Origin of the sequence: Streptomyces sp. NPDC001851, from assembly GCF_040297165.1 — a bacterium.
Classification (GTDB): Bacteria; Actinomycetota; Actinomycetes; order Streptomycetales; family Streptomycetaceae; genus Streptomyces.
The window spans coordinates 51,101-64,163 of record NZ_JBEOYR010000014.1; the positions used below are offsets into that span (position 1 = coordinate 51,101).

Annotated in this window: 14 protein-coding genes; 4 read left to right on the top strand and 10 right to left on the bottom strand. The window is 68.6% G+C overall.

From position 1 onward, the window contains the following. Positions 1–34 precede the first annotated feature (34 nt). From ABT171_RS21560 to ABT171_RS21580, 5 genes are all read right to left on the bottom strand, one after another. A complete protein-coding gene (locus ABT171_RS21560; RefSeq protein WP_351246116.1) occupies positions 35–1,240 on the bottom strand; it encodes an SPFH domain-containing protein in 1,206 nt (401 codons plus the stop codon). Positions 1,241–1,251: 11 nt separating this feature from the next. Next, the gene (locus ABT171_RS21565) at positions 1,252–1,503 is read right to left on the bottom strand and encodes an NfeD C-terminal domain-containing protein (protein WP_351246118.1); all 252 of its coding nucleotides are present in this window, start codon (positions 1,501–1,503) and stop codon (positions 1,252–1,254) included. A gap of 382 nt (positions 1,504–1,885) precedes the next feature. Beyond that, positions 1,886–2,173 carry an SCO5918 family protein gene (locus ABT171_RS21570; protein ID WP_351246120.1) on the bottom strand — a complete coding sequence of 96 codons (288 nt, stop codon included), beginning with the start codon at positions 2,171–2,173 and terminating at the stop codon, positions 1,886–1,888. Positions 2,174–2,588: 415 nt separating this feature from the next. Further along, positions 2,589–2,792, bottom strand: coding sequence for a cold-shock protein (locus ABT171_RS21575; RefSeq protein WP_069779708.1), 204 nt, complete (start codon positions 2,790–2,792; stop codon positions 2,589–2,591). Positions 2,793–3,020: 228 nt separating this feature from the next. After that, positions 3,021–3,359 (bottom strand): MerR family transcriptional regulator, encoded by a 339-nt coding sequence (locus ABT171_RS21580; RefSeq protein ID WP_351246122.1) that lies wholly within the window; start codon positions 3,357–3,359, stop codon positions 3,021–3,023. A gap of 352 nt (positions 3,360–3,711) precedes the next feature. Between ABT171_RS21580 and ABT171_RS21585 the strand changes: the two genes are divergently transcribed. Genes ABT171_RS21585 through ABT171_RS21600 form a run of 4 tightly spaced genes read left to right on the top strand, consistent with a single transcriptional unit; the run spans position 3,712 to position 8,160 of the window. Next, entirely contained in the window at positions 3,712–4,455 is a 744-nt protein-coding gene (locus ABT171_RS21585; RefSeq protein ID WP_351246124.1) for an NUDIX hydrolase, read from the top strand. Then, positions 4,456–5,619 carry a 5'-methylthioadenosine/S-adenosylhomocysteine nucleosidase family protein gene (locus ABT171_RS21590; protein WP_351246126.1) on the top strand — a complete coding sequence of 388 codons (1,164 nt, stop codon included), beginning with the start codon at positions 4,456–4,458 and terminating at the stop codon, positions 5,617–5,619. Then, positions 5,616–7,598: a hypothetical protein gene (locus ABT171_RS21595; protein ID WP_351246128.1), complete on the top strand. Its 1,983-nt coding sequence runs from the start codon at positions 5,616–5,618 to the stop codon at positions 7,596–7,598. Before ABT171_RS21590 ends, ABT171_RS21595 begins: the two co-directional genes overlap by 4 nt. A 22-nt stretch (positions 7,599–7,620) precedes the next feature. Then, a complete protein-coding gene (locus ABT171_RS21600; protein WP_351246130.1) occupies positions 7,621–8,160 on the top strand; it encodes a hypothetical protein in 540 nt (179 codons plus the stop codon). Positions 8,161–8,187: 27 nt separating this feature from the next. On the opposite strand, the gene ABT171_RS21605 is transcribed toward ABT171_RS21600, so the two are convergent. The 5 genes from ABT171_RS21605 to ABT171_RS21625 form a co-directional block, all read right to left on the bottom strand. Next, positions 8,188–9,090 carry a bile acid:sodium symporter family protein gene (locus tag ABT171_RS21605; protein WP_351246132.1) on the bottom strand — a complete coding sequence of 301 codons (903 nt, stop codon included), beginning with the start codon at positions 9,088–9,090 and terminating at the stop codon, positions 8,188–8,190. Between the two features lie 14 nt (positions 9,091–9,104). Next, positions 9,105–10,439, bottom strand: coding sequence for a Dyp-type peroxidase (locus tag ABT171_RS21610; protein WP_351246134.1), 1,335 nt, complete (start codon positions 10,437–10,439; stop codon positions 9,105–9,107). 20 nt (positions 10,440–10,459) lie between these two features. Next, complete coding sequence (locus ABT171_RS21615; protein WP_351246136.1) at positions 10,460–11,473, bottom strand: hypothetical protein; 1,014 nt, start codon at positions 11,471–11,473, stop codon at positions 10,460–10,462. Between the two features lie 11 nt (positions 11,474–11,484). Then, positions 11,485–12,018 (bottom strand): hypothetical protein, encoded by a 534-nt coding sequence (locus ABT171_RS21620; RefSeq protein WP_351246138.1) that lies wholly within the window; start codon positions 12,016–12,018, stop codon positions 11,485–11,487. Between the two features lie 162 nt (positions 12,019–12,180). Beyond that, on the bottom strand, positions 12,181–12,576 hold the full coding sequence (locus tag ABT171_RS21625; protein WP_351246140.1) for a YybH family protein: 396 nt from the start codon (positions 12,574–12,576) through the stop codon (positions 12,181–12,183). Positions 12,577–13,063 lie beyond the last annotated feature (487 nt).

The following is a 13,063-nucleotide window of genomic DNA, read 5'->3' on the forward strand; positions in this document are numbered from 1 at the left end:
GCTCCTCAGCAGGCAAACGTTGCCTGCCGGGGCACTAGTCCAGGCTGACGGGACCGTTGTCCTCCGACGGCCCCTCCTTGCCCGAGCGCAGCTGCAGCAGGCCGTTGAGGTCCGCCCTGTTGCCGGAGTTGTCCTTGGTGCGCTGGCCGTCGGTGTCCTGACCGCCGTTCAGGTTCTGCCGGACCGAGTCGAGGATCGTCAGCCCCTGGGACACCAGACCCGCGGCGATCTCGCCGAGCCCGTCCGCGCCGTTCAGGACGTTGACGTTGGCGCCGGCCAGGCCTCCCGCGGCCTCCTTCACGATCTGCGGGAGCTGGTCGATGAGCATCCGGTCGAGGGCGACCCGGTCGTAGGAGGCGGCGGCCTCGGCCTGGATCTTCATGCGCTGGGCCTCGGCGGCGGCGAGGATCCTGACCCGCTCGGCCTCGGCCTCGGCGGGCTTGACGACCTCGGCCACCAACTGCTGCTGGCGCAGCTTGGCCTGGCGTTCGGCCAGCTCGGTCTGGGCGGCGAGCACCTCCTGCTGGGCGTGGGCCTGCGCCAGCGGTCCGGCCTGGGCGGCCTGTGCCTGGGCGCGGTCCACCTCGGCCGAGTACTCGGCCTTGACGATGGCGGTCTGCCGGGCGTACTCGGCCTGCTTGCGGGCCGCCTCCTGCTCCTTCTCGACCGCGGCCTGGGTGGCCTGGGCCTGGGCGATCTGGGCCTGCCGCTGGATGGCCGCCTTGTGCGGGGCGGACATCGCGGCGATGTAGCCCGTGTCGCCGTCGTCGATCGACTGGATCTGCAGCGAGTCCACGATCAGGCCGATCTTGGCCATCTCCACCTTCGAGGTGTCCAGCACCTCGGCGGCGAGCTTCTGCCGCTCGGTGACGATCTCCTCGACCGTCATCGAGCCGATGATGGCCCGCAGGTGACCGGCGAAGATCCGGCCGGTGAGCACCGACATCTGCTCCTGGTCGGAGAGGAAGCGCTGACCGGCGTTGATGATGCTCTCGTGGTCGTTGCCGACCTTGAAGGCGATGACCGCGCGGACGTGCAGTGAGATGCCCTGCTTGGTCACACAGGTCTCGGTGACCTCGGCCTCGCACATGGAAAGGGTGAGGAACCGGACCTTGCGGAAGACCGGGAGCACGAACTTGCCGTGACCCGTCACCACCCGGAACGGCGCGCCCCCCAGACCCCGCCGGCCCCCAGAGATCAACATCGCCTCGTCGGGGGCAGGAACGCGGTATCCGAACATGCCAGTACTCCTCAGCCTGCGCCGGCGGCCTCTCCGCCGAGCGCGTCCAATGGGTCCACCCACTCGATGACGCCGACCTCGCGGCATCCCCGGGATTCGATCACGAGGACCGTGGCGCCCGCGGGCAGGGGATCCTCGGACCATGCCAGGAAGGTCTCGGAGCCGCCTCTGACCCGCACCAGGACCTCGCCGGGGCCCGCGGGCCCCCGCGTTCCGATGAGCACCGTGCCCATGCAGCCGATCACGGCCTCGTCCTGCGGCATCACCGGCCGTCCTCCTCGTCCTGCCTCGGAATTCAGACGATAGACCCAGCGAGGCCGGGACCCAATGGGAGGGAGGACCGCAGAGGAGAACGGCGCGAGGGAACGGCGCGGCCATCCACGTCCGTGAGAAGCCCCGCCACTGGTGTCAGGCGCGTGCGAGGTGCGACGACAGGGGAACCACACCGGTTGTCGTCGGGCAGCCCGGCGGCGACAACCGGGTGGCGCGGGCCCTGCCGGCGCCGTTGTCTCCCGGCTTCTTGCCGAACCGTCGGCGGCAACGGCGCGCGGTTCAGATGCCCGCTCGCCCGCCGGGTGCCACCTGCTGCGGCGCTCTACACCTGCCGGCCCCGCATTATCTGCCGTCGCCCGCCAAACCGGGGTGTCACCACCCCAGCAGGTCCTCACCGGCTCGTCCGTCCGGGGCCGAGGAGACCGGCGGTGCCTCGTGGCAGGTGAAGCCGAGCCGGGTCAGGGCCCGGCGCATCTCACCCGCCGTGAAGTCGCGGCGGTTCTGCCTGGTGATCACTTCCCCGACCTGCATCACGGGGTAGACGCGGCGGCCGATGGTGACGGCCACGCCCGTGACCGGCTCGGGTGTGATGCCGCTCATCGACTGCTCGACCTCGCTCTTGATCAGGTCGAAGGGGAAACGGGCGATGACACAGCGCATGACTGACTCCACAGGGTTGGACGGGAACACCGCGGGGGCCGACCGCGCCGCGGCGGTCAGCGGGGAGGGCGAGAACGCCGAGTGCGCAGTCGTGCTCGGCGGTCACGGGGGAGGCGTCCAGCGTGCGGGACCGCATGGCGTTACGGGCGGCCAAACCGGTGACGTCGAGAACTTCGTCGATGCGGCGTACCGAGGAATTTCGTCCGACGGTGATGATCGCATCGCACGAGTATGCGCAAGAACGAGCCGAAGAGAATACGAAGTGCCGCGCCGGTGCCTGGTCCTGAAGCGGGGAGGCGGCGGTCCGGGAGCCCGGAAAGCGGTGGAACCAATGAGGCTGGGGCCCGCGCCCCAAGAGCGCGGGCCCCAGCCTCACGATGTGCGAACCACTGGCTCGCGTGTGTTCGCGTCGGCGTCAGGCGGGAACGATGTTCTCGGCCTGCGGGCCCTTCTGGCCCTGCGTGACGTCGAAGGTAACCTTCTGGCCTTCCTGAAGCTCGCGGAAGCCCTGGGTGGCGATGTTCGAGTAGTGGGCGAACACGTCAGCGCCGCCGCCGTCCTGCTCGATGAAGCCGAAGCCCTTTTCCGCGTTGAACCACTTCACGGTGCCAGATGCCATATTGAATCTCCCTTGGGGGGCAGTGCCGGACTCCGCACTTTGCGGAGCCGAGTCGCCGCGATGATCACCCCTCCGGAAAGATCCGGAAAGCTTCGCAAAAAAACACGCCTCTGGTAACCAAAACTGCAACTGCTATCACGCTAACACAGGTCGGCCGGAAGCCCCATGCGTTTCCGGATTTCCGTGGATTCGTATCCCGCTGCCGTCTGGATTTCTGTAGTCGCGGGACTAGATATCCGTGTCCTGGCTGACGAGCTTCCCGCGCATTTCCCGGTTCAGGCGGAGGGCGTCGCCGAGCTGCTCCTCAAGGGAGATGATGCGGCACGCGGCCTCGACGGGAGTGCCCTGGTCGACCAGCTCCCGGGCACGGGCGGCGATGCGCAACTGGCGGCGGGAGTACCGGCGGTGGCCGCCTTCCGAACGCAGCGGAGTGATCAACTCGGCTTCCCCGACGGCCCGGAGGAAGGCGGGCGTCGTGCCGAGGGCGTCGGCGGCGCGCCCCATCGTGTAGGCGGGATAGTCGTCGTCGTCGAGATTGCCGGCGACAGGAGTGTTCTCAGCGGGCATGGCACCCTTCGTGTCGAGGACGCGGTCGAGGGATCCGGCCACCGTCTGCGTCGTGCGACAACCCTAACCCCGGCAGGCACGAAGAGGTGTGCTCGCCATGACAGGCTTTCGCCCGCCGCGGAGCCGGGGCCCCGCCGGGAACCGCCGAGCGGCTGGGCGGGGCGGTACGCCTGTCGGCTCCCGTTCGCACCGGCGGGTTCGTTCTCCCCGGCGTCGCCGTCGGCAGCGTCCTGCGGCCCCGCCCTCGAACCGGCCCACGGACCGACGCTTCAGAAGTGAACGTCCCCGCAGTCGAGGCTGGAGCGGTCGCCCTTCTTGTTAAAGTGACAGGAACCGAAGTACCGTAAGGACCATGCAAGCTGACGCGTGGTCACCCCCGCCTGTGCTGCTGACAGTCGACGTCGTGGTCCTGACGCTGCGTGAGGGACGGCTGTGCGTCCTGCTCGTGGAGCGCGGCGAAGATCCATTCCAGGGCATGCTGGCCCTGCCCGGCGGATTCCTCAGTCACGATGGTGAGGAGATCCTCGACGCCGCCCACCGTGAGTTGAGTGAGGAAACCGCTCTGGCTGCCGGGTGGGTGCATCTTGAACAGCTGGCCACCTACGGGGGCGCAGGCCGTGATCCACGGGGACGAGTCGTTTCCGTGGCCCACTTGGCGATCGCGCCGGGACTCCCCGAACCGGTCGCGGGAACGGATGCCGTCGATGCCGCGTGGGTGCCCGCGGAAGCCGTCCTGTCCGGCGAGGTGGAACTGGCCTTCGATCACCGCCGGATCGTGGCGGACGGAATCGAACGCGCGCGTACCAAGCTCGAATCCTCGGCGCTGGCCACGGCATTCTGCGGAGAACTCTTCACCATAGCCGAGTTGCAGCAGGTGTACGAGGCGGTTTGGGGCACCGAACTCGACACCCGTAATTTCTACCGGAAAGTCCAGGCCGTGGACGGATTCATCATCCCCGCCGGCTCCGGACGCAGGAGCACGGGAGGACGGCCCGCACGGCTGTACCGGGCCGGGCCGAAGACGGTGTTGTTCCCGCCGCTGATCCGACCTGTGCCGCCCATGACGGAAGAGAGCACGAGAGGGGAAGGGGAATAGATGCCGAAAGACCTGGTGGTGATTCTCACCGCCCTCAATCTGGAGTACCAGGCCGTGCGCCGGAAACTGGCCGGTCCACAGGTGCACCGTCATGAGCGTGGGACGCTGTTCGAGGTGGGAACCGTGCAGGGCACTTCATGCCGTGTCGCGCTCGGTCTGACGAACAAGGGGAATCATTCTGCCGCGGTGATCGCCGAGCGCGCGATACAGGAGTTCTCGCCGGTGGCCGTGTTGTTCGTCGGCGTCGCCGGAGCGCTGTGGGACACCGCCCGGCTGGGCGACGTGGTGATGGCGACACACGTGTACGCCTACCACGGCGCGACCAGCGAGGACGACGGGACCAAGGCCCGTCCCCGGGTGTGGGAGACGGCGCACGGTATCAGCCAGCTCGGCTCGCATCTGGCCCGCGTGAACGACTGGGCCGACGACACGCCCGGTCAAGGGCGCGCCCCGCAGGTGCGCTTCGGCGCGATCGCCGCCGGCGAGGTCGTACAGAACTCGAAGATCTCCGCCGAGGCGCGGTGGATCCGGCAGCACTACAACGACGCGCTCGCGATCGAGATGGAGGCCGCCGGTGTGGCGCAGGCCGGTCATCTCAACGGGGCACCGGTGGCCATCATCCGGGGAATCAGCGACCGGGCGGACGGTACGAAGAACAGCGCGAAGGACCGTAACTGGCAACCACGGGCCGCGGCGAACGCGGCGGCATTCGCCACCCGGCTGGCCGTGGAACTGGTGGGGGAACAGGAGCAGATCGCCATGTCCCAGGCAGACAAGGCGCACACAGCCGACAGGCTCGGAGGCCACGTCAGCAACACCGCCCACAACAGCACCGTCGGCATCATGGCCGGCTCCGTCAGGGAGAGCAGCGTCCACCTGAACGCGGACCCGAGGGCGGCCGGCCCGGCGGACCTGGTCGCGGAACTGGACGCTTTCCGTGAGCACCTGAAGCGTCACCACGCCGAGGGCACCCTCGACGACGACACCTACCGAGAGGCACTGGCCGAGCTGGGCTTTGCCCGCCGGGCGGCCAGGGAGAACACTCCCGAGCCGGCCAAGAGGGCGACCATGGCACTCAAGAGGTTACGCGGTCTGATCGCGGAGATTCCCGAGCTGGTGGCCATGCTGGCACCGCTGGTCGTTGCGGCGGGTGACCTGTCATGAACGACGGCAGCAGTGTCACGAACAATTCCGCATACGGCTCCACCGTCGGAATCCAGGCCGAGGTCGTACACAACGCCAGCATCACCATCGGTCACCAGGACGCATCGCCGCAGGAAAAGTACAAGGTCGGCGTGCGGTTCCTGGAGGACGGCGTGCCCAGCCGTGCTCGCGACCTGATCAGTGACGCGATCGCCAACGGACACGACAACGCGGAGGTCCGATTCCACTGGGTGCTTGCCATGCTCAGTGGCCGCGCCTACGACGACCTGAGCACCGAAGAGCTCCAGCGGCTGCATCGCGCCTCCGGGCTCGTACGGACCTACGCCGAGGGAGGGTGGAAGGACGCTCTGCGCGTCGCTTTCGAACTGCTGGCGATGCTCAGCACCCCGGACGGCGAGACAGGGCGCGTACGGGAACGGCTGCGAACCCTGCCACCTCACCTGCGCGACCTGATCCTCCACCACTTCGACCTGGTGCTCACCGGGGGGCTGAAGGACAGCCTGTGGGCCGAGAAGCGCGAGCGGGCCGAGGCGGACCGCTTCGGCAACGGCCGGGTCCAGCGGGTCTGGGCGTATTTCGAACCCGACCCCATCGGGCCACGGGCCCTGCCGCCCCATCCGAGCACCGCCGCTGCCGCCCGGGCAGCCCTCCCGGTCCGTGCCGGCCTGTGCGCCGTCGGCACCGCATTCCTCTGGATCCTGGCCCTGGTCGCGGATCCGGCCGCGGCAGCCATCGAGGTACTGGTGGCTGCCGGTGCGGGCCTGACCGCGGTTCACTTCGGCCGCCGGTGGTGGTACCAGGAACATCACCTGAAGACCGGGAACCGTGGGTCCCGGATCCCGCACACGCGCGATCCCGCCTCTGCCGGGGACGGGTTCACCAACCGCGTCCGTCATTCGTTCGACCACTACTTCAGTACCCGCGTGCCCCACGGGCTCGCCCCGCACGAATGGCTCGGCCATACCGTCCACATCCGCAACAGCCTCGTCGCCGAGATCGCGGTTCTGTACCGCGAGAGCCGGATCGGCGTGGAGCGGGTCGACTGGCTGATCCGCCATCTCGCCGAGGACGCCCGGGACCGCTACAGCAAGGGCACTCTGTTCGATCAGGGCCACCGGAACCAGACGCCGGCGGGGGTGAAGGCGCTGTGCGTGGCCGCCCTCGTCGCTCTCGGTGTCATGACTCTGGCCCTGCTCGGCACAGTGGCCTCAGGTGCCGGTGCGGCGCAGCTGCTGCTGGCCGTCCTGGCCGTGGCCGGCGCGGGCTGGTCCGGACGCGCGGCTGCGTCCTCATGGCTGGAGGCCCGGGGTGAGGACCAGCGAGTGGCCGAGGAGACCCGGGCGTACCAGGAGCGGCTGGCCGCGCGGCAAGCCGCTTACCAGAACTGGAAGTCGTTCCTGGACGCCACGCGACCCAGCGAACGGGAAATGGAGACCTGGCTCGCCTGCGACAAGACGCTGTTCGTCGACGAAGCACTCCGCCACTACCAGCTCACCTGGCGCGACCTGGTCACCCACACCATCCTGGTGACACCCGCACGCCCCTACAAGCGAGGGCGTGTGAAGGGCGGTCCCTGGCGGTACTCGCGCTACAGCTTCCGTCTTTTCCTGGTCACCCAGGACGGCGTGCGGGAAATCAGCTCGGAATTCGATTTCACGGACGCACAACGCGGGAACAGGCAGCGAAGCAACTACCGGTTCGACGCGTTGTCCTCCGTGCAGGTCACAGAACGCAGCGAGATCGGCTACGAACTGGAGCTCATCCTCACCAACGGGCCGGCCAGGAACATTCGTGTCAAGGACGCCGACGCCCATCAACTCGCGCCGGACGAGAACGCCCAGGAGATCGCCGAAATCAACCTCGATGCGGCCGGTTTCATCCACACCTTCCGCCTCCTGGAAGGAATCGCGGCGGACGGAAAGGGCTGGATCGAACGAAACAACCCCAAAAACCTGCCGTCCTTCCACGCTGCCGACTGAGTCTTGCGGCCCGAGCTGAGGAATGACCGTGGCCGCCACAGAAGACGTCACCGAGAGCACACTGCTGCTGGCCGAGTACGACCGCATCAAGGAGGAGCAGAAAACCCGGATAGGCTTCCGTGACAACCTGCTGTACTTCACGCTCGCCGCGGTCACGGCGGTCCTGGCGATCACCGTCCAGAGCGGGCGGGCTCAACTGCTGCTCGCCGTCCCCGTGGTCTGCCTGGTCCTGGGCTGGACCTACCTGGTCAATGACGAGAAGATCTCGGCGGTCGGCTGCTACATCCGCGACCGGTTGGGACCGCGGCTGGCCGAGCTCACCGGCGCCCACGGTGCGGTGTTCGGCTGGGAGACCTACCACCGCGACGACGCGGGCCGCACCACGCGCAAGCGACTGCAGACCGCGGTGGACCTGTTCACCTACGTGGCCCTGCCGATGATGTGCGTGACCGCTTTCTGGTGCTCTCCCGCCGTCCAGGCTTTCCTCGTGATCGTCTCCCTCGCGCAGACACTCGCCCTGGCCGTACTGGGCTGGCAGTTCCTGCGCTACACGGAGCGGTGAGGTGCCGCGTCGATGAGCATGAGCGCGTCATCGCCGGCCATGCGTCCGCACCTCCGTTTCCGCTGCCGCAGGAGCCTTTCGCCGGCTGCTGAGGATCGTGGCGATCGGCAGGGCTGCTGCCAGGCCGCTCAGCAGGATGGCGGCGAGCGCTCCGAGGATGGCGGGCTGGTTGTCGAAGGCGATGCCGATCGCGGCCAGGGCGGGACCGGCATTGCGCACGGACGCGACACCGCCCATGGTGGTGCGCCTGACGGGCGGACCCGTGGCCAGCAGCGTTCCCGCGGCGAAGGCGACGGCCGAGAGCAGGAACCCGGCGAGGAGGGCGAGTGAGCCGAGGAGGGCGACGACGCCCTGCCAGTTGCCGAGCAGCATGCCCGCCAGCACGATCAGGAACGTGACGTTGGAGACCGCCGCCGCCGGGGGGTGCCACGACCGGGCGGTGGGCTCGGCGTAGCGGCGTATCAGCAGGCCGATGGCGAAGGGCACGAGTTGCAGCAGGGCCACGGTCCGTACGAGGGCTCCGACGTCGAGGGAGACGTTGGTGCCTGCGTCGGCGGCGGTCAGGAGGCCGTTGACGGTGGGGGCGAAGGTGATGCTGCCGACGGAGGCGAGCAGCACCTGCATCGCCGCGCCGCCGACGACGTCACCGTTCTGCACCATGGCGAGTTTCGCCCCGAAGGGGCCGCCCGGGGACGAGGCGACCAGGATGAGCGCGACGAAGGCGGCGGAGGGGAGGCCGAACAGCGCACCGATGCCCCAGCCGAGCAGCGGGACGACGACCATGTTGGTGATCAGCGCCAGCAGCAGGAGCGGCACGTCGGTGAGGACCCCGCGCAGCGCCGGGACCGTGGCTCCCAGGCCGGCGGCGAACATGGTGGCCGCTATGAAGATGACGGTGACTGCGTTGAGTGCCAGGTGCAGGGTCTCCATCGGGTCACCCACGCTCAGTCATCAAGGCCGCCGAGCCAGCGCAGGGCGGTCAGGCTCGGCAGGAAGCAGTACTCGCCTCCTCGGGTGACGACGAACCGCGGCAGCGCGGCGAGGCGCCGGCGCAGCGGACGCCGGGGAATGGTGAAGTCGGAGGAGCCCTCGCGGGATCCGGTCACGGGGTCCTGGGCGTTGCTCGCGCCGAAGAAGACGCCGTCGTTCATCCACTGGGACTGGACGAACTCGAACTGCCGCCCCAGGTGCGCGCCGATGAACGCGAACATCAGGCCCCGGTCGGCTCCGTCGTCCTCCAGTACCCCCTCGGGCAGCGGCGGCCCGTAGACGGCGCCGCGCCGGATCATGCGATGCAGCCGCACCTCTCCCGCCACCGCGGCGTCACGGGGGTTGGCCCGGCGGATGTGGCAGCCTCCGGGCGTCTTGAATCCCGCCGGATCGTCGCTCTCGTACAGGAAGGTGTTACGGCGGTGCGGGTCCGCGCCGAGGGCTGGATCGTCGGCTTGCGGAGCAAGCGCCAGGGGAGCGCCGCTGCGCCAGCGTCCCATGATCTTCGCGGCGATCAGTTCCTCGTCCTGGGGCCCGCTGGAGTTGTCCTTCAGATAGCGGCGGAACCCGGCGACGTCCTGGTGGAGCTTGCGGAAGACGGCGTAGCTGCCGTTGCGTCCCAGGACGGTGGGCTGCGGGCTCTGGATGCCGCCGATCTCGTCCCGGTGGCCGAGGACGAACTCGCCTGCCTTCAGCGGCACTTCCAGCTGGTTGGATCCCGGTATGCCGCTGCCTTCGACGGCCGGATGGCTGACCCCGTCGCGGTAGCCGAAGTGCTCGGTCTCGGTGGGCAGCGCGTAGCAGTCCTGCCGCCACACCGCCGTCACGCCGGTGAGCCGGTGGTAGGCGGGGCGGGCGCGGTCGACGGCCGCGTCCAGGCGCGCGGGGTCGGGCGCGACCGCCGTGATCACTACGTGCACATCGGGGCCGCCCAGCGGTGCCTCCCAGTGCTCCGGGCTGCTCACGCCCACATCGCCCAGAGCTTCGGCGCGGGCGGCCATCCCCTGCCGGAACTCCCAGGCGAACGTGGACAGCGAGGCGCCCGGCACCCCCAGCGCTTCCAGGCCGCGGCAGGTGACGGCCACACTCACCCAGGTCTCTCCGAGTGGACTGACGGAGTCCGCCGCGGAGGTCACCGCCGTACTCGCGCGCCGCATCAACTCCCGCCCGTCACCCCGGTCGTCGATGCGGAAGGCGAGGTAGGTCGCCGCGTACGGCGTCGGCCGGGCGCTGAGCACCCCACGCTGGATGTCGTCGAGTTCCAGTGCGACGTCGTTGCACACGCTCACGGTTGACCTCCGCGCCGGCCTTACTCGGAGACGAGGTTGCGCCAGAAGTTCCGCAGGCTGTCGTCCTCGCCGAACAGGGAACTGAAGATCGTCGAGTCCGCCAGCAGCAGATCGGCCGCGCGGTCACCGCTGGGCGGCATCCACAGGAACATGTTGAACTCCGTGTTGCCGGCCTCGGTGAACGGATGCGGATTCGAGGTGTCGATCGGTTGCCTGGCCAGCACGCGGATGGCGTCCGGGGCGTCGGTCGTCACGTCGTAGTGCGGCAGGTGCATGTGGAAGTTGAAGTTCGTCACCCCCTCCAGCCAGCCCTTCGGGTCCAGGTCCCGGACCGTGGACAGTGGGGCGATCTGGTGGCCCTCGCGCGTTGCAGGACGCAGCCCGTACCGGTTCATGACCGGCACGTCGAGGCCCTTCATCAGGTCCCTGACGTAGGTGGCGAACCGCTGCTGGCGGGGCACCAGTGGATCGCCGTGGTGGCGGTACTCCATCTCCCGGACCTTCAGATCGTCCGAGGCGCCGACATCGTGGTGCGGGCCCAGGACGAGGCAGGCGTCCTCCCGGCCGAGGAACGCCCGCAGCGCCTCGATCTCCCCGGGCTGCGCCTCCTGTTCGGTGACCGCATGGTCCAGCCCGAACACGAACAATACGTCCGTGTCGCCGAGCACCCGCTCGTCGAGCGGTGTGAAGAAGCCCGCCTGGTCGATGCGCTGATACACCGGGACCGGATGCCCCGTGACCTCCTCGACGTAGTCCTGGAAGGGCACCCAGGCCCAGAAGAACAGCTCCAGCGACCCGGCGATGCCCTGCTGGAACCGGTACGGGTCCGACCACTTCGGGTCCTCGTACGCGGGCCAGGCCACCCGCCTGACCTCGGTCATCGTGGAGAAGCGGTTGTCCAGCTCGGCCGCGTCGCGACCGGCCTCGGCCGGGTAGCTCCACGAGACGTAGATGCTCACCCGCCGCCCGCCGGGGGTGTACTCGCGCGGAATGTGCCGCTGGTTGTACGTGCGCGCGGTCCTGATCTCGCCCATTGCGCTCAGCCTCACTGCATCTGATCGAGCATCTCCGAAAGGGCGCTCTTGATCCGCAGAGCCTTCTTGATCTCGTCCGCCGTCACGTACGGATACTCTCCGTACTCGATGAAGCTCGGACAGTGGTGTTCCCGGACGAAGCGGACGAACGCCTCGGGGTTCGTCCGCCAGTCCTCGGGAAACCCTTCGAGGTTCTCGAAGGTGGTGCTCACGCCCGCCTTGCTGAACAGCGCGACGGCGTCCTCGGTGTACTTGTCGAAGTCGGTGTCGAAGATCCCCTGGTACATGAAGCGCGTGTCGTCGTCGAAGAGCACCCAGCGCAGGTAGTGCAGCTTCAACGGTGCGAGAAGGTACGGATCCTCCTCCAGCGCCTTGGCCAGGGTGTGGCCGTGCTCCCGTATGGCGTCGGCCCTGCCCGGTTTGACGTCGGCGATGATCGTGAACCCGTAGCACGCCGGAGTCCTCGGGAAGACGGGGCCGTACTTCCCCTGTTCCAGATGGTCGGTCTCCTTCGGGATGGCGACCGCCTGCGGCTTGATCTCCATGTCCGCTCCTCCGCACTCCACGGGCCGGAACCCGCCTCCAGCGTGACACCGGACGGCTGGGCGCGCCCGCCGAGCGGGAGGGGGACCGATGGGCCCGCCGCCGGCCACTGAAGGGGGGCGGCTTGCGCGGAGCGTGCCCCGCGGTCGTCGGCGTCGGGCTGGTCAGGCGCCCTTTGCCCACGCCCAGGCCGTGAGCCGCCACTCCGTGTCCACCCTGCGAAGCGCCACCGTGAACACCGAGCCGGTTTGGGTGAGCCGCTTGCCTCGCAGGTCGAACGTCATGGTGGTAGGAACAACCACATAGGCGTGATCGCCGGTGACCTCGACATGCCGTGGCTCGCCGAGGGTGATGTGGTACCCCGACGCCCCTACGTGCTCACCCTCGGCAATCACGTCCCTCCACCAGTCCTCACTGGCTGTCGGCCCCTGCCACACATGAGGTGCCATCCCGTCGAGGATCTGCATCGGGTCAGCGCATACTGCTGCCATCGCCTTCGCATCACCGCGGTTGACGGCGTCGACGTACTGGACCAGCGCCGCCATGGGATCGTTCGGCACACCGGTCTCCTCTTCCTGCGTACTCGGGCCCTTCATGGAGCCCTTTTCATCGTCGCTGGAAGGCGGGACTTCTGCCCGCTACGCGGTACGCGACGTCTCACGTCCGGGGCAGTGGGCCGAAGCCGGTGGAATGCAAGCCCAGTGGGTGGCTGGTGCCGGCGGAGGCCGGAGCCGACGACGGTGACGCGCCCGCTGGCGGCTTGGCGGCAGTACGCTCCGCAGCGCTCCGTCAGGAGCCTTTGCACAGGTTGGAAGCGATGAGGAGGGGCTGGTCGGGGGATACCGGCACTTACTCGTGTGTGAAGTGCCAGTGCAGGCGAACGGAGAGGGCAGCTCACAGCGGGCGATGGCCGGTTATAACGCAAACCGGACGTCCGGCCTGACAGTCGAGGCATGGAGGTGCCCGCGTCGTGAGGAACTGAGATCGCTGGCACCGCTCGGGGGCGAGGTCAGTCTCAGTGTTGGCCCGGCGGCAGACCTGATCGAT